Source organism: Pseudomonas bohemica (genome assembly GCF_002934685.1).
Lineage (GTDB): Bacteria > Pseudomonadota > Gammaproteobacteria > Pseudomonadales > Pseudomonadaceae > Aquipseudomonas > Aquipseudomonas bohemica.
The window spans coordinates 1-16,122 of record NZ_NKHL01000070.1; the positions used below are offsets into that span (position 1 = coordinate 1).

The 16,122-nt window shown below is 60.3% G+C and carries 13 protein-coding genes; 7 read left to right on the forward strand and 6 right to left on the reverse strand.

Annotated elements, in window-relative coordinates:
• Positions 1–514: 514 nt before the first annotated feature.
• On the forward strand, positions 515–1,123 hold the full coding sequence (locus tag CE491_RS02255; RefSeq protein WP_110946750.1) for a LysE family translocator: 609 nt from the start codon (positions 515–517) through the stop codon (positions 1,121–1,123).
• Positions 1,124–1,235: 112 nt separating this feature from the next.
• Here CE491_RS02255 and CE491_RS02260 read toward each other — a convergent pair whose 3' ends face one another.
• Positions 1,236–1,499, reverse strand: a complete 264-nt coding sequence (locus CE491_RS02260) for a DUF2798 domain-containing protein (protein WP_110946751.1) — start codon at positions 1,497–1,499, stop codon at positions 1,236–1,238.
• A gap of 126 nt (positions 1,500–1,625) precedes the next feature.
• On the opposite strand from CE491_RS02260, the gene CE491_RS02265 reads away from it, so the two are divergent.
• Entirely contained in the window at positions 1,626–2,609 is a 984-nt protein-coding gene (locus tag CE491_RS02265) for a LysR family transcriptional regulator (RefSeq protein ID WP_110946752.1), read from the forward strand.
• Between the two features lie 27 nt (positions 2,610–2,636).
• Here CE491_RS02265 and CE491_RS02270 read toward each other — a convergent pair whose 3' ends face one another.
• From CE491_RS02270 to CE491_RS02285, 4 genes are all read right to left on the reverse strand, one after another.
• Positions 2,637–3,971: an MFS transporter gene (locus CE491_RS02270; protein ID WP_110946753.1), complete on the reverse strand. Its 1,335-nt coding sequence runs from the start codon at positions 3,969–3,971 to the stop codon at positions 2,637–2,639.
• Between the two features lie 105 nt (positions 3,972–4,076).
• Positions 4,077–4,922 carry an NAD(P)-dependent oxidoreductase gene (locus tag CE491_RS02275; RefSeq protein WP_110946754.1) on the reverse strand — a complete coding sequence of 282 codons (846 nt, stop codon included), beginning with the start codon at positions 4,920–4,922 and terminating at the stop codon, positions 4,077–4,079.
• 10 nt (positions 4,923–4,932) lie between these two features.
• On the reverse strand, positions 4,933–5,934 hold the full coding sequence (locus tag CE491_RS02280; RefSeq protein ID WP_110946755.1) for a transketolase family protein: 1,002 nt from the start codon (positions 5,932–5,934) through the stop codon (positions 4,933–4,935).
• A 1-nt stretch (position 5,935) separates the two neighbouring features.
• The gene (locus CE491_RS02285; protein WP_110946756.1) at positions 5,936–6,808 is read right to left on the reverse strand and encodes a transketolase; all 873 of its coding nucleotides are present in this window, start codon (positions 6,806–6,808) and stop codon (positions 5,936–5,938) included.
• A gap of 189 nt (positions 6,809–6,997) precedes the next feature.
• Between CE491_RS02285 and CE491_RS02290 the strand changes: the two genes are divergently transcribed.
• From CE491_RS02290 to CE491_RS02300, 3 genes are all read left to right on the forward strand, one after another.
• Positions 6,998–7,882: a LysR substrate-binding domain-containing protein gene (locus CE491_RS02290; RefSeq protein ID WP_234407481.1), complete on the forward strand. Its 885-nt coding sequence runs from the start codon at positions 6,998–7,000 to the stop codon at positions 7,880–7,882.
• A gap of 49 nt (positions 7,883–7,931) precedes the next feature.
• Positions 7,932–10,997: an NACHT domain-containing protein gene (locus CE491_RS02295; protein WP_110946757.1), complete on the forward strand. Its 3,066-nt coding sequence runs from the start codon at positions 7,932–7,934 to the stop codon at positions 10,995–10,997.
• Positions 10,998–11,114: 117 nt separating this feature from the next.
• Positions 11,115–12,833, forward strand: a complete 1,719-nt coding sequence (locus tag CE491_RS02300; RefSeq protein WP_110946758.1) for an ATP-binding protein — start codon at positions 11,115–11,117, stop codon at positions 12,831–12,833.
• A 159-nt stretch (positions 12,834–12,992) separates the two neighbouring features.
• On the opposite strand, the gene CE491_RS02305 is transcribed toward CE491_RS02300, so the two are convergent.
• On the reverse strand, positions 12,993–13,913 hold the full coding sequence (locus CE491_RS02305; RefSeq protein WP_110946759.1) for a LysR family transcriptional regulator: 921 nt from the start codon (positions 13,911–13,913) through the stop codon (positions 12,993–12,995).
• A 134-nt stretch (positions 13,914–14,047) separates the two neighbouring features.
• Here CE491_RS02305 and CE491_RS02310 point away from each other — a divergent pair, with 134 nt between their 5' ends.
• Together CE491_RS02310 and CE491_RS02315 are read left to right on the forward strand one after the other, a co-directional pair.
• Complete coding sequence (locus tag CE491_RS02310) at positions 14,048–15,079, forward strand: aromatic ring-hydroxylating oxygenase subunit alpha (protein ID WP_110946760.1); 1,032 nt, start codon at positions 14,048–14,050, stop codon at positions 15,077–15,079.
• An 8-nt stretch (positions 15,080–15,087) separates the two neighbouring features.
• Positions 15,088–16,047 (forward strand): PDR/VanB family oxidoreductase, encoded by a 960-nt coding sequence (locus CE491_RS02315; RefSeq protein WP_110946761.1) that lies wholly within the window; start codon positions 15,088–15,090, stop codon positions 16,045–16,047.
• The last annotated feature ends 75 nt before the right edge of the window (positions 16,048–16,122 follow it).

Below are 16,122 nucleotides of genomic sequence, written 5' to 3' on the forward strand. Positions count from 1 at the left end.
TTCGCGGCTGTCGCACAGCTCCAGCAGCTCCCACAGGGATAGCGTCAGTCTTCAGGGCCTGATCCGGCGTTTGCTCTGCTCTAGATCTTCTGCCGGTCCATACACGCCAAACGCGACTTGGGTGCAGGCCGAACGCTGGCTTTGCTGCGTGGGACGAGCGGCATGAATGCCGCGAGAGCCACCGCCATGGACGCTCACAGGAGGTTTGAAGCTCGGCGCTATCCCAATAGGAGACGTCGGAGGTTACGACGGCAGCGAACGCGGTGGGTCAGTTAAACCTGTGCTGCCTGGCGGTCCGCCTTCGCGGCTGTCGCACAGCTCCAGCAGCTCCCACAGGGATAGCGTCAGTCTTCAGGCCCTGATCCGGCGTTTGCTCTGCTGTAGATTTCCATACATGCCGAACGCAACTTGGGTGCATCTGTATGGCGGCATCTGTGTATAGGGGCATTGCGGCGTCGGACGTATAGTCTCGGCTTCCCATCTTCAGGCCCGGCCTGTGTCACAAGGAGTGCCCATGGATTACCTTCAGTCGCTGGCGGTGCTGATTAGCGTTTATATGATTTCGTTGATCAGCCCTGATCCCAACTTCATCGTGGTGACTCGCACGAGCATGGCGGCTTCACGCAAAGCCGGGCTGTTCGCAGGCCTGGGACTGGCCTTCGCATCGCTGAGCTGGGCCGTGTTGGCGATGGCGGGTGTCGGCTTGTTGATCGCGCATTTTCAGTGGTTGCATCTTGCGCTGCAGTTGGCAGGCGCCGGGTATCTGATCTGGCTCGGGGTCAAGATGATCGCCGGGGCGAAACAACCGCTGGCGATGACCGGGCCCATCGAACTGACGTGGCGCGCTGCGATGCGTCGCGCTTACGTCGTCAGCATCACCAGCCCAAAATCCCTGGCATTCTTCGGCGGGATCTTCGCCGTAGTGATCCCGGCATACGCACCGCTGTGGTTTTTGCTGGTGGTGGGCGGACTGTGTTTCGTGCTTTCAGCGCTGTGGTATTGCAGCGTCGCGCTGTGCTTCTCCCACCGCCGAATCGCCAGCGGTTTTTTGCGTTTCAAGGCACCGATCGAACGGGGCATGGGTTCGATGCTGATCGTGCTGGGTGGATTAAAAGCCTTCTGAATCAAAGGCAAGTGATCCGACGCTGTCGCGGGCAAGCGCACCTCTAGTTGTTGTGCAGGCTCTACGTCTGCCGCCCGTGGCAGCTGGCTTGCGGGCTAATGCGTAAACCGCTTCAATGCCCGTGCACCGTCCAGCCGACAAGCCGCGCGACGATGGGCCGAACCACCAGCACACAGACGAAGGCCGACGGCATCGCCACGCGGTAGGCATTCATCACGTTTTCCATATAGTGTTCGGAAAGCCCGAATTCAGCGAGCGTGATCACCAGGCACATCAGAAACGCCATGATCGTCGCCATATACAGCGCGAAGACGTAAGGTGTCAGGCGCTTCGGAAAGCGCAAGCGATGGGTTTTCCGAGCTATGGCTTCAGTCATCAGCTACTCCTTTTTTATCCTGAACGCGAAAGAACGGCTAACGTAGCAACCGGTCACAGAGACGGGTAGATCGGCCGTAGTTGAATCACTGTTAAGCAAACGCAACGAATTGAAGGGCATCACCCGATGGACATTCTCGGTTTGATCAACACGTTTATCCGCGTGGTAGAGAACGGCAGCATCGCCGCAGCCGCGCGCGCTCAAGGCATGAGCCCCGCGGCCGTGAGCCAGAGCATCACCCGCCTGGAGGCTCATCTGGGCGTGCGCCTGTTGTCACGCACGACCCGCAGCATGGCACTGACGGAGAGTGGCATACGCTATTTCGAGAAGGTGCGGCACATCCCGCGAGAAATCGATCTGGCCTCGCAAGCGGCAACTGTCGCCACCGAACCCCAGGGCCCGTTGTGCATCGCCACGACCGCCGCTTTCGGTCGTCATGTACTGGCCCCGCTGATGCCCGCGTTCAAACAGGCCTACCCGCGTGTCGACATCGAGTTGATCTGCACAGACCGGCGCGTCGATCACCGACTTGAAGGGGTCGACGTCAGCCTGCGCATCGATGCCCAGTTGAACGACCAACTGATCGCCCGACGCATCGCGTCACGCCCGTTCGTGTTCTGTGCATCGCCCGCGTATCTGGATCGCGCAGGCATTCCCACCACCCACCAAGACCTCAAGCAGCACGCCTGCCTGGTGTTCCGCTATCCCACCGATGGCCGCTTTCTGCCTTGGGCTTTCGTGCTCGATGGCAAGCGCATCGAGGCGAAGGTCAATCCCGGGTTCGTATGCGACGACATCGACATGATGGCCCAGATCGCTGTGAATGGAGGCGGCATCGCGCGCCTGGCGAGCTTTGTCGCACAACCGCTGATCGACGACGGCCGGCTGTTGCCGTTGTTCGACTCAGGCCGCCGCAATGTCACCCACGCCGAGCCCGAGCCGATGCATATATATGCCTGCGTCAGTGAGCGTTCGGCGTTGAATGCAAAGGTGTGCGCGTTCATTGATTTTGTGGAGGGGGCGCTGCGCACCGAGGCCGATCCGTGGCCAACCGGTGCTTCTCAGCAACGCAAAGCCGCAGCGCCACGCAAAACGAGGACCAGCCACTGATGTGCTGGTCCCATTTGATGCCAGGTGTTATTGCAGCGCCTGGCCTTTCACCGGCGCTTGTCGCCCGACAATAGGCAGATCCTTCGCCACCGCTGGCGCCGTCTCGCGCATGTTCACGGCGCACAGCGTTGAGACCACGCCCAGCAGGCTGAACAGGATCGCCGGCCCCATCCAGCCGACCTGAGCGTAAAGCGCAGTGGCGATGAAGGGCAGCGTGCCGGCCACCAGCGATGCGCAGTTGTAGCCCAGCGAGATCCCGGACGAACGCACGTTGGCCGGGAACTGCTCGGTAAACCAGCTGGCCTCGACCGCGAAGATCGGATCGTGACTGAGCAACAGCGCCATGGCCACCGCGACCACAATCAACGGCACGACTGCTGTGTTGATCATCATGAACATCGGGATGCCGAACACGATGGTGAACACCGAGCCGAGCAGAAATACCGGTTTGCGTCCGATGCGGTCACTCAAGGCGCCATAGAACAAGTGGCTGCCCAGCCCGAGCGCCGACCCGATCATCGTGCCCCACAGCACATTCTGTTTAGTGGCAATGCCTGCCAGCAGCACGTAAGACAGCATGAAACTGGTTGCCAGGTAGTAGCCACCGGTCTCGGCCAGACGCAGGCCGGCAATCTGCAGGATCTTGCGCCAGTCTTCGCGAATGACCTGCAACGCAGGCTGCTTGACCAGAGTGTTGGCCGCCTTGGCTTTCTCGAACTCGGGGGACTCGCTCACACTCAGTCGAATCCACATACCTACCGCGACCATCGCCACCGAGGCGAGGAATGGCGCGCGCCAGACCCAGTCGCCTTCGAACAGCAAGGCCGAAAGCAGGAAGGCGCCATTGGCCATCAACAATCCAAGGGGGATACCGATTTGCGGCACGGCACCGAAGAAACCACGGCGATGGGCCGGGGCATGTTCGCAGGCCATCAGCACCGCACCGCCCCACTCGGCACCGAAACCGACGCCCTGGATCATGCGCAGCAGAATCAGCAGGATGGGCGCGATGACGCCCACCTGCTCATACGTCGGTAAGGCGCCGATCAGTACTGTCGCGCCGCCCATGGCCAGCAACGACCACAGCAATACGGTCTTGCGCCCGAGACGATCACCGAAATGCCCTGCCAGATAACCGCCCAAGGGGCGCATGAAGAAGCCCACCGCCATGGTTGCGAAGGCGGCAAGGATGCCGACGATCGGCTCGGTCGTATGGAAGAACACCTGGCCAAACCAGCCCGCTGCAGCGGTGCCATAAATAAAGAAATCGTAGCTCTCCACGGCCGAGCCGATCATGGAGGCAAAGGACACTTTTCCAGCCTTGTCCCGCGGTGGTACTGACGCTGTTGTGGAACTGCTCATGGCAAACTCCGAACTTTTATTGTTGTTGTGCGGGCAGGTCGAGGTTGCCCCTGCCCTTTATCGTGAAACGCGTGTGGCGAATGGATCAAACCGCCGGATCGAGGATTACTCCCAGGTCTCGATGACCCGGCTGTCGTCGCGTCTGCCCAACCCGGCCGCGCAGGCCTGGCTGAAACGCGCATGGGCGATGTCGAGCAACGGCACCGGAGCGTCACAGCCTTGGGCTGCCAATGCGACAAGCCCGCTGTCCTTGACGAAAATGTCGACCATGCTGGTGACTCGGGTATCGGTGCCTTCGAGCATGCGCGGGCCGCGATCGGACAACATCCACGAACCGCCCGCGCCTTTCTGCACCAGCTCCAGGACCCGCGCTGGGTCCAACCCCAGCGAACGCGCCAGGCTCAACGCCTCGGCTGCCGCCACCAGATGCACCGAGCACAGATGCTGATTCACCACTTTGATGGCCTGACCGTCACCCACGTGAGCACCGGCATCCCTGACCTCGCCCATACTGCGCAGCACCGGCTCGACATGAGCCACCGCCGCTTTGGGACCTGAGGCGAAAATCAGCAGACTGCCGGTTTCTGCCCGCGCCACACCCCCGGTGACGGGGGCGTCGACCACTTGCACGCCTTTCTCCAGCAGACGTACCGCCTGTTCGCGCACGGAGGCCGGCCCGACGGTGCTCATCACCACCCAATGCTGACCGGGTTTGAGCTCGCTGCACTGGCTGACCAACGCCTCCAGTTGCGCAGGGGTGGCGACCATGACCACCACCACGTCGGCGTCGGTCGCCGCACGCCAATCGGCGCTGGACTCGATGCCATGGCTCAGCGCCAGGGCTCGGTTGGCTTCGCTCAATTCCACGCCGACCACGCCGTGGCCCGCTTGCTGAATCTGCCGGGCCATGGGCAAGCCGATGGCTCCCAGGCCGATAAAAGCGACGTTCATATCGAGCTCCTTATGCCAGCCACTGACGGATATTGGCCGCCATGACTTGAGTGGAAATGCCATAGCGATCGTGCAGGGTCGGCAGCGCGCCAGCGTCGAGGTAGGCGTCCGGCAGCGCGATCTGCTGGAACACCGGGCTGACCCGCGCCTTCATCAGCGTCAGCGCCACGGCCTCGCCCAGACCGCCGACGGTGCTGTGGTTTTCAGCCACGACCACCAAGCGCCCACTGCGACGGCATTGCTCGATGATGGTGGCTTCGTCCAGCGGCTTGATGGTCGGCACGTGCATCACGGCGACATCCGCACTGCCATCGCCCAACAGCTCGGCCACTTCCAGCGCGCGCATGGTCATGATGCCGCTGGAGATGATCAGCACATCCTTGCCGTCGCGCAGCAGCCTGGCTTTGCCCAGCTCGAATTTATAATCGTATTGGTCCAGCACCATCGGCACCTTGCCGCGCAGCAGGCGCATATAGACCGGGCCATTGTATTCGGCGATAGCAGTCACGGCCTGTGCGGTGTCCAGCGCGTCGCAAGGGTCGATGACGGTCAGGCCCGGTACGGCACGCATCAGCGCCAGATCGTCGGTGGCCTGGTGACTCGGGCCATAGCCGGTGGTCAGTCCCGGCAGCGCCGCGCAGATCTTAACGTTGAGGTGTTCTTCGGCGATCACCTGGTGAATGAAGTCATAAGCGCGTCGGGTGGCGAACACTGCGTAGGTCGTGGCGAAGGGAATCATGCCCTCTTTCGCCATCCCACCGGCGGCGGCCATCAGTAACTGCTCGGCCATGCCCATCTGCAGGTGGCGCTCGGGAAATTCGCGGCCGAAGATGTGCAGGTCGGTGTATTTGGACAGGTCGGCGGTCATGCCGACGATGCGCGAATCCTTCTGCGCCGCGGCGACCAGCGCGTGGCCAAAGGGCGCGGCTTCGGTGCGCTGCCCCTCGCTGGCGATGGAGGCGATCATGGCCGATGTGGTCAGGCGCGGTTTGCTAACAGTTGGCGTATCCATCTCAGCGTTTCCCCGATTGATAATGAGCATCCAGAACCTTGATCGCCGCCTGCCATTCTTCAGGCTCGACGCGAATGAAGTGGTTCTTCTCGCGCACTTCAAGGAAGTCCACGCCTTTGCCCATCAGGGTGTCGAACAGGATCACGCGCGGCTTGGCTTCTTTCAGCGCCATGGCCTGGTCGAACGCATCAATGACCGCTGCCAGATCGTTGCCGTCGACGCGCTGCACATGCCAGCCGAACGCTTGCCACTTGTCGACCAGGGGTTCGAAATCGAGGATTTCGTGGGAGTTGCCGTCGGCCTGCTGTTTATTGAGATCGACCAGTGCGATGAGATTGCCCAGTTTGTGGTGCGCCGCCGACATGGCCGCTTCCCAGGTCGAGCCCTCATCGAGCTCGCCATCGGACATCGAGTTGAAGACCCACGCCGGATTGCCTTTCATGCGCAAGCCCAGCGCCATGCCGACGCCGATGGGCAGGCCCTGACCCAGCGAGCCGCCGGAGATTTCCATCCCCGGCGTGTAGCTTGCCATGCCCGACATCGGCAGCCGGCTGTCGTCGGAACCATAGGTGTCCAGCTCGCTTTCGGGGATGATTTGCGCCTCGATCAGCGCGGCATAGAGGGCGATTGCGTAGTGCCCGTGGGACAGCAGGAAGCGGTCGCGGCCTTCCCACAATGGATCGCTGGGGCGTACGTTCATGGCGTAGCAATAGGCGGTGGCCAGTACATCGGCCCAACCCAACGCCTGCCCGACATAACCCTGCCCCTGAACTTCGCCCATGCGCAGAGCGAAGCGGCGAATGCGCCAGGCGTGATGAGCGACGCGCTGCAGCGGCGTGGCGGCCACTTCGGCACCTTGAGGAATCGTTGTCATTAGTGAGTCCTGCTTGTTTTTATTGAGAGGCAACTTCAACTGCGCGGCATGCAGAGCACTGATGTTCTTAATTCATCAAACAGTCGGCATGACGCCTTTATTCAAGCTACCATCGGCAAATATCCCCCTACAAAAGACATTTTTGCAGCAATGAATGAGCATAATTCACTAATCCAGCAGTTACGCAGAGTGCCGCTGTCTTCGCTGCGGGTTTTCGAATCGGCGGGGCGAACCGGCTCGTTCATTCAGGCCGCACAGGAGTTGGGTATATCCCCGAGCGCGGTCAGTCATTCGATCCGCAAACTCGAAGAATCCATCGACATTCAGTTGTTCGAGCGCACCACCCGCGAGGTCAACCTGACGCTCAAGGGGCGGTTGCTGATGGAGCATGTGCAGCGCGGGCTGGACGAAATGCAGCGCGGGTTCATGCTCGCCAAGACCGAGGAGCCGCCGCCGCTGCGCCTGCACACCGCGCCCAGCTTCGGCATGCTGTGGCTGATGCCACGTCTGTCGCGCTTCGTGCAGGCGCACCCATCGGTCGATTTGCGCTTCTCGGCGAGCACCGATTACGCGCAGTTCGAGAACGACGATTTCGACCTCGACGTGGTGTATGGCGAACCCCGCTCCAGCCTGCACGAACGGGTGCCGCTGGCGGTGGAGCACCTCACGCCGCTGTGCAGCCCGGAACTGGCCAGCAGCATTCGCAGCCCGCAGGACCTGTACGAACACCGGCTGATTCAGTGCGATGTGCAGATGCTGCAATGGAAAGGTTGGTTCGAAGCCAACCACCTGATGCCGCCCCACCACTATGCCCTGCGCTTCGATCGCAGCAACATGGCGCTCACCGCAGCGGCCAATGGCATGGGCGTGGTGCTGGAGTCGACCTTGCTGGCAGAGCGCGAACTGGCAAACGGGACGTTGGTGGCGCCGTTGCGCTCGGTGACTGATGACATTCAGTACATCGGGCACTATCTGGTGTACCCCAAACGCAGAACGCGGCATGAAGCGGCCGAGGTGTTCAAGAAGTGGTTGCTGGATGAGTTGGGGGTAGGACCGTCGCCCGCGGATGGTTGAACAGCCGGTATAGTAGCGTTTGGCCCAAACTCATCGGACATGACTACGAATGGATTCAAAACTCTCCGCCAATCAGAAGTTTGTGATCGCGATCCTGCTCATTGGCATTTGTGTTGTTGGCACTGCCGTGTACACCTCTGGCCTCTGGGCCGTTTTTCTATCTGCTTTCATATGCGTTCTCATTTATCTCTTGCGCCCTCTGGTTATGCCAGCCGGATACGGAGCAAACAAGATTCGCACGCTGTGCGTGGTGGGTTCACTTGGGTTGGCCGCGTCATGGGGCGCCTGGTCCGACATCGTAAATGCCTTCCTCTGCGCACTTGCTGCTGACACCCGGTTTGCCGGTGCGCCGGAGTGGGTCAAGGCCATCAGGTTAGGAGGGCCGCCCTCCGCCTACGTCCTGGCTTTTGTCCTGGGTGTGGTATTCATCATCAACTTTTTCATGCGTGACAAAAGCATCAGCGGAGGTCATCCCACGCCACTCGAAGCGGACTTTCCGGAAGAGACTTTCGAGCGCAAGCTGGAAGCCTTTTGCGCCGCGCTCACGCAAGACCTCACCACGATCGACAGGATGAGCAACTGGAGCCCGGAGCACTACACCGAGCTGCAGGCCGAAGTGGAGATATTGTCGGCAAATGGCGCGGCCGCTCGAAAAAAAATCGCCAACCTGCAGGACGCCATCAGAAACGACAGGGTATCGCCAGCCTTTCTTATCCTAGGCGTGCCGGGTTCCGGGAAAAGCGTCGCCCTGCGAAAGCTTGCAAAGGACATGCTCTGGCAAGTAGGGACAACGGGTAGAGTGCCCATCTACGTCAACCTGCGTGAGTGGATCCCGCCTCAAACCCATGATGGAAGCCGGGTAAGGTTCGGTCTTAACGACCTTGAGGATTTCGTCGTCAATAACGTCAAAAAACGCGGCGATGTCTTTACCGAAGACTTCGTCGACAAGTACTTCAGAAAAATGTGGCAACACGGACGCTTGTTTTTCATATTCGACTCATTCGACGAAATCGCCGAGCTGCTGGACGCCGACGAAGACTCGGATGTCATTAACTCGTTATCGAATGTCATCTCCAGATTCATCTCAACCCATCCCGCCTCTCGTGGCGTGTTGTCGTCCAGGGTGTTCAGGCGTCCGAACGAGTCTTTTCTGGCGCAAAAGGTTTTGGAAATCCGGCCCCTGTCCGAGGCCAGTATTTCGGAAGCCCTCAGTCGGTATCCCCAGTTCACCGACACGCTCAGGCTCACCCTGTTTCGGGAGCGCTCAGACCTTATCCCCTTGGCGCGCAACCCGTTCATCATGGCGTTGCTGGGTCATTGGGTGAAGAACCACCATGCATTGCCCGACAACCAGGCGCAGGTTTATCAGGGATATATTCAGAAGCAACTGGAGTCCTGCAAATCACGCCTCAAAGCCCTGGATCTCACGGCCGAGGAAGTCATCGACACGGCAACCGAGATTGCCTGGTTCGTTTTCGAATCTTCCTCCTTCGGCCTCGAGGCGCCGGTGAAAGTGATCAGCGAACATTTCAATTCACTCAAGGTCGACGCGACACTGGAGCTGTTGAGCTACGCCCGTATTGCTCGGGTGACGCACGGGGATGACAAATCATTCGCCTTCGTGCATCGCAGATTTCTGGAGTACTTCGTCACGATCCGCTTGCTGGCTATACCGACGCAGGTTCCTGCCTCGGACATCCCGACAGACTCTCGTGGACGGGACGCCCTGGTGTTATATGCCCAACTGTGCGACGAAGACGAAGCCCAGAGGTTGGCGAATCTGTGCTGGCGTGAGATTCAGGACAACCTCGACCAGCCAAAACACCTGCTTAGAGCCATCCATTGCCTCAGGTTTCTCGTTGACGCGTTCAGCTCACGCAGACAGATCATTCTTCCTTTCGAAAAAGAACTGAGCGAGTTCGTCACCCGGCATGCCGGTCAAGGGGATAGCCTGATTCTGGCCAAGATTTGTCTGGAAGCCACCGGCTTGCTGTCTGAGGCCAAGGCCGCGCCGATTCTGTCGGCGGCTATCGTCAGCAACGACAGCTGGCTACAGGAGACAGCCTTTAGAGCGTGTCGCCATTTACCAAGGATGGGAAAGGAACTCGAGCAGAGCATTTCCAGCTATGTGCTGGCCATCCCGGATATCAGCTTCTGGTCCAACAGTAAAAACATTTTGCTGAGCCTCTCGCTTTCGGATGCACTGAGAGGTGTGTCCAAGACCTCACGCATCCGATTGGCCAATCTTAAAGTCTCGGCACTGGCGTTGGTGATTGCCACGCTGTTATCGCCGCTGGTTCTGGGTGTGAGCGCGTTGTATTCCGTTATGGGAGTGCTGTTTTTTGGGAGTTTGAAAAAGCCCGGCGTAACGTCTGCAAAACTTAAGAAAGCCCAAAATCCATCGGCGCCCGCTCAAACCCGGGGGATCATAGAACGGGGCTTTTTCAATGCCTGGATCTTCTCGTTCAGATTTGTAAGTGCCCTGATGCTGATTCTCATGGGCGTCATCGAACTGGGCACCGCGTCGGTCAAATACTTTTCAACCACCCTCTGCCTGTTGGCACCCTGCGATCGCTACTCATTGGAGATTGCGCTGGTGCACATCGTACTTGGAGCGGCACTGTTCGATTGGGTGGCAATCTTCAGAGCTTTGCGCGATCTGGCGAAGGATTGGACCCTGTCATCAATCATGAAGACCTTGCTGGCGATTGCAGTGGCGATGCTGGTCGTTGGCGCGATGAGCTATGCCGTTATTTTGGTCAGTCAATACCAAGTCGCTAAAACAGCGATCCAGACCATTGTCGTACTGGCGGGGATCGGGCTGTCGATCAGGGTCGCAGGGACGCATATCCTCAGAGGCATCAAATGCGTGAAGGATTTACGCCTGCTCAAGCAACACACCCTCGCTCCCCGGATGACTCGCACGGACATAGCGAACTTGTTCCTGAAGCTCTCTAGCGTCTATGGCCGACTTCGATTGGTGCGCAAGATGCAGGCTGAGCGGGTCACCGCCATAGGAGATTGGCCTGTGGATTTCAAGCTTGCGGTCGGGTCAGGCGAAGCGATGTCCGCCCTGGCGCGTTTGGAAGAACGCTGGTTGAAGCTGGACCGGTAAGGCATTAACCGGAACGCAGCAGGTTCGTAGGGGGCGCGGGAATTCAATTGGCTGTTCCTGCCCCATGTTGTGTGATATCTACACGCTCGCTTAATTCCTCACGCAGAGAATCTCTTCATGTCCTACCGGGCACCTCAGGACCTGGCCCTCAGCCTCGCGCTTTCCTCCATCCTCGAGGCTCAAGTCAGCGCCGGTCGTTACCCCAACGTCGAGCAAGCTCGGCGTGCGGCGTTGCGGGTCATGCAGGCCCATGAGACGAGCCAGCGCGATGTGGTGGCCGAGGAACAGGGGGAAACCGCGTTGTACGACTCGATGGACTTCACCCGCTTAGCCCTGTCGGCGGTGAGCGGTGTCGGGGTGTGGACGTATGAGGTGTCCAGCGACTGTTTTTACTGCGACGAAGGCATCAGCGAGCTGTACGGTATCGATCCGGCTCAGGGGGCGATGGGCATAAAACGCTCGGAATTTCTGGCCAACGTGCATCCCGATGATCTGGTCAGCCTGCGCAAGACCATGGCCGGGGGTTTGGTGAACAGCGGCGACCTGGAGCTGGAATACCGCATCATTCATCCCGGGGGCGTGGTGCGCTGGGTTCTGTCGCGCGGCCACACGTATTTCAACAGTGCGGGCGATCCGGTGCGCCGTACCGGCGTAGGCGTGGAGATGACAGCCCAGCGACTGCTGGAACAACAGCTGCGCCAAAGTCAGAAAATGGAAGCGGTCGGCCAGCTCACCGGCGGCCTGGCTCACGACTTCAACAACCTGCTGACCGGGATCATGGGCAGCCTGGAAATGCTCAGGCTGCGCGTCGGTCAAGGTCGGCTGGAACAGCTCGAACGCTACTTCGAGGCCGCCCAGAGTGCTTCTCGCAGGGCCGCGGCGTTGACCCACCGCTTACTGGCCTTCTCCCGACGCCAGACCCTGGAACCGATGGCGACCGATGTGAACGCGCTGATCAACGGGATGCTGGAGCTCATCGGCAGCACCATCGGGCCGCAAATCCACATCGATATCCAGAATGAGACCGACCTGTGGCTGACCCAGGTCGACCCCAATCAGCTGGAAAACGCCCTGCTCAACCTGTGCATCAACGCCCGCGACGCGATGGCGCTCGGCGGCACGCTAACCATTGGCACAGGCAACTGTAACTTGACCGCCAAAGCGGCGGCGGAGCTTGAAGTGCCACCCGGCGATTACCTGACCTTGAGCGTCAGCGACACCGGCAGCGGCATGAGCGGCGAAGTGATTGCCCATGCCTTCGACCCCTTCTTCACCACCAAACCCACCGGCAAGGGTACAGGCCTGGGACTGTCGATGATCTATGGCTTCGTGCGTCAGTCAGGCGGCAGCATTCAGATTCAGTCGCGCCTGGAGGTCGGCACCACGATGACCCTGTATCTCCCCAGATCGACGCTGAGCGTTTCCGCCGACGCAACGGCCCCCACCAGGCCTGAAGCACTGGCCGGCCGCGGCGAGACGGTGCTGGTGATCGACGATGAGCCTACCGTGCGCATGTTGATTTCCGAGGTGCTGGAGGATCTGGGCTACACCGCCCTGAATGCGGCCGACGGCGCCGAGGGTCTGCAGCTGCTGCAGTCAGCCCGACGAATCGACCTGCTGGTGACCGATGTCGGTCTGCCCGGCGGACTCAACGGGCGTCAGGTTGCAGATGCCGGGCGCAGCCTGCGCCATGACCTCAAAGTCCTGTTCATCACCGGCTATGCGCACAACGCATTGCTCTGGGAAGAACAACTCGACCCCGGCATGCATTTGCTGACCAAGCCGTTTTCCATGGACGACCTGGCCAGCCGCATCAAGAGCGTCATTGAAAGCTGAAACCACGCCCACGACCTTGATCGCGAATCTGTGTCCGACCATCTGCTGAAAGGCGCCAGACAACCGTCTCGCCTTCTTTGTCGCTCATCATCGGCGAGATCAGAGCGGCGCCCGCACCTCTCTGGTAAAGCTGAGCAGTCCCCCGGAAACGGCTTGCAGTCACGGATGCAGCTGACATTCACCGAGCAGCGCCATGCGCTCACGCATATCCGCCAGCGCCAGCAACGCCGCTCGGGACAACTGACGATGGGTCGCCACGCACACCGAAAGCACCGGGTGACTGACGTGGATCCCGGTCAGCGGAACGAAGGCAATGGTGTTTTCCGCCACTTCGCTGGCGACGTCCAGCCACGAAAGCATCCCGACCCCGACGCCCTGCCGGATCAATGAACGCATCATGCGCAAGTCGTTACAGGCCACGCGCTGCCTGACGTCCAAGTGCAACTGATCATGCAGCGCGCGCACATGGCGGTGCACCACCAGGGGTTCTGCGGGGAAGATCACGGTCTCGTTTTGAGTCTCGCTCAGGCGCAGGCTTTTCTTGCCCGCCAGCGCATGAGACACAGGCATCGCGATGCCCATTTTGATCTCGGTACTGGCGCTGACGGTCAATTCGTTGTTACCGGCTGCATCGAGCATGAAGCCGAAATCGACCTCGGCGGACGCGATCATCTGCGCCACTTTCTGGTTGTCCGCCACCTTCATGCTGAACGTCAGGCCGGGGTATTGCGCCATCAAGGCGGCGACCGCTTCGGCCACCATACCCTCGCTCAACGCATCGATCAGCCCGATCTCGACATGCCCCCGGCGCAAGCCCTGCATCTCGTCGATCTGCTCGCGCGTGCGGGCGTAGTCCTTTTGCCATTGACGCGCATTGGCCAGCACCAGCTCCCCGGCTGAAGTCAGGCGCAAACCGCCGGGCAGCCGCTCGAACAGCGGCACGCCCAGCTCCTCTTCCACTTTGAGAATCTGCCGGTCGATCGCCGAGGCAGAGACGTGCAACACCTCGGCAGCCTGGCGAATACTGCGGTGTCTGACCACTTCCAGAAAATAGCGGGTGAAGCGTGAGAACGGAAACATGTGTTGCCTTTTTTGCAACGCGTAGATGAAAAAACGATGCTGGAGTTCATCACGCCGTACTCCTAAAGTCCATCACGAAAGCGCCCTGAACCTGACTTGGCGGCGCACTGCTGACAGACCTGATGAGTATCGCCATGATCAAAGACCGCTCCCTTCCCCTGCACTGCACCTTCATCGAAAGCGACTGGCGCATCCTGGCCGCCCATTGGTACCCGATCGCGCAGTCGGCCGCTGTCGCACAGCAACCGGTCAAGGCCATGCTGCTGGATGAACCGCTGGTGGTTTATCGCGTGGACGAGGAGTTGGTCGTTGCTCGGGATGTCTGCCCGCACCGTGGCGTACCGTTGACCATGGGCAAGAGCGATGGTCAAGGCGTGGTCTGCCCCTATCACGGCCTGCGCTTCGGCCACGGCGGGCGCTGCAACAAGGTGCCCGCCAGCCCGAACGCCGCGATTCCCGCCCGTATGCAGCTGCACACCTACCCCGCGGTTGAGCGCTATGGCCTGGTGTGGACATGCCTGGAGCCACAAGGTGAGAACGTCGACATCCCGCTGATGCCGCACTGGGACGACCCGCAATTCCAGCAGATCGTCTGTCCGACCGTCGATATCCAGGCCTTCGCCGGGCGCCAGCTGGAAGGTTTTCTCGACGTTGCCCACTTCGGTTTCGTGCACATCGATACCTTCGGCGACCCGGACAATACCGCGATTCCACCCTACCGCCCTGTCGACACCGCCCAGGGTTTCGAAGTGCACTACAACAGTTCGGTGGGCAACTACCCCATTGGCATCGACGGCAAGGCCGACGCCGACTTCAACTGGCTGCGGCACTTCCAGGTGCACCTGCCTTTTACCGCGACCCTGACCGTTCACTTCCCCGCCGAAGGGCGGCTGGTAATCATGAATGCGGCTTCCCCGGTGTCATCGAAGGTCACCCGCCTGTTCGCCCCCATCGCCCGCAATTTCGACAAGGACCTGCCGGTCGAAGACTGCCATGCCTTCAACCTGAAAGTGTTCGAAGAAGACCGGCTAATCGTCGAGTCGCAAAAGCCCGAACGCCTGCCACTGGACCCGATGCTCGAAGTCCACATTCCGGCCGATATGAGTTCCATCGCTTACCGCAAAGGCCTGCGCAGCCAGGGCCTGAGCCAGTTCTTCCTGTATTGAGGTGCGTCATGAGCCATTTGCACGTCCGAGTCACCCAGCTGCAGGCACAAGGCAACGCCAACCTGAGCGTCCGCCTGGAGGCTGTTTGCGGCCAGGCGTTGCCCGCGTTCTCAGCGGGTTCCCATGTCGATGTGTTTCTGCCCTCAGGGCTGATTCGGCAGTACTCCATCGCCAGCGCCCCCTCAAGCCTGGACCACTACGAACTGTGCGTTAAAAAAGAGGCCGCCTCCCGTGGCGGCTCGCGTTTCATGCACGAAGGCCTGGCCCTCAACGCCGAATTGGAGATTTCCCGGCCACGCAATCTGTTTGCCATTCAGCCGGCCGCGCATCACGTGTTGGTGGCCGCCGGCATCGGCATCACGCCATTGTTGTCCATGGCGGCCGAGCTGCACGAGACAGGGCAGTCGTTCGCGCTGCATTACTACACCCGCACACGCGCCGAAGCGGCCTACGCCGGGCGCCTGAAAAGCAGCTACCCGCAGCGCTGCGTCCGGCTTCATCACAGCGATGAAGGCAAAAGTCCACGTCATCACATACCCGAAGACCTGCAACGACCCGAGACCAACAGTCGCGTCTATCTGTGCGGTCCCAACGCCTTCATGAGCAGCATGACCGAGCGGGCCATCGCCTTCGGGTGGTCACAGAATCAGATCCACCAAGAAGCATTTTCGGTAGACGTGAACACCGCGACAAATCCGGAGGATAGCTTCGAGGTTCAGTTGCATTCATCAGGACAGGTGGTGCGGGTGCCCGCGGATCAATCCATTGCCCAGGCCCTGCTGGCCGCGAGCATCGAGGTTCCGCTGTCCTGCGAACAAGGCTTCTGTGGCGCCTGTCTGACGCCAGTGCTCCAGGGCACGCCTTGTCATCGAGACAGCGTCCTGAGCGATGGGGAAAAACTGCTCAACAACCAGATGACACTGTGTTGCTCGCGTAGCCTGTCCAGCCGGTTGGTGCTCGACCTCTGAGCGGTGTTGGCCTGATCCAGTGCTCGGACGCTCGATCAGGCCAACACGCCGGCACACGCAACTCGGTAGCGTCGT

What these genes read in the sequence shown, in the direction of transcription:
- CE491_RS02255 (WP_110946750.1), top strand. Translation starts at nt 515, where the DNA reads ATGGATTACCTTCAGTCGCTGGCGGTGCTGATTAGCGTTTATATGATT.
- CE491_RS02260 (WP_110946751.1), bottom strand. Translation starts at nt 1,499, where the DNA reads ATGACTGAAGCCATAGCTCGGAAAACCCATCGCTTGCGCTTTCCGAAG.
- CE491_RS02265 (WP_110946752.1), top strand. Translation starts at nt 1,626, where the DNA reads ATGGACATTCTCGGTTTGATCAACACGTTTATCCGCGTGGTAGAGAAC.
- CE491_RS02270 (WP_110946753.1), bottom strand. Translation starts at nt 3,971, where the DNA reads ATGAGCAGTTCCACAACAGCGTCAGTACCACCGCGGGACAAGGCTGGA.
- CE491_RS02275 (WP_110946754.1), bottom strand. Translation starts at nt 4,922, where the DNA reads ATGAACGTCGCTTTTATCGGCCTGGGAGCCATCGGCTTGCCCATGGCC.
- CE491_RS02280 (WP_110946755.1), bottom strand. Translation starts at nt 5,934, where the DNA reads ATGGATACGCCAACTGTTAGCAAACCGCGCCTGACCACATCGGCCATG.
- CE491_RS02285 (WP_110946756.1), bottom strand. Translation starts at nt 6,808, where the DNA reads ATGACAACGATTCCTCAAGGTGCCGAAGTGGCCGCCACGCCGCTGCAG.
- CE491_RS02295 (WP_110946757.1), top strand. Translation starts at nt 7,932, where the DNA reads ATGGATTCAAAACTCTCCGCCAATCAGAAGTTTGTGATCGCGATCCTG.
- CE491_RS02300 (WP_110946758.1), top strand. Translation starts at nt 11,115, where the DNA reads ATGTCCTACCGGGCACCTCAGGACCTGGCCCTCAGCCTCGCGCTTTCC.
- CE491_RS02305 (WP_110946759.1), bottom strand. Translation starts at nt 13,913, where the DNA reads ATGTTTCCGTTCTCACGCTTCACCCGCTATTTTCTGGAAGTGGTCAGA.
- CE491_RS02310 (WP_110946760.1), top strand. Translation starts at nt 14,048, where the DNA reads ATGATCAAAGACCGCTCCCTTCCCCTGCACTGCACCTTCATCGAAAGC.
- CE491_RS02315 (WP_110946761.1), top strand. Translation starts at nt 15,088, where the DNA reads ATGAGCCATTTGCACGTCCGAGTCACCCAGCTGCAGGCACAAGGCAAC.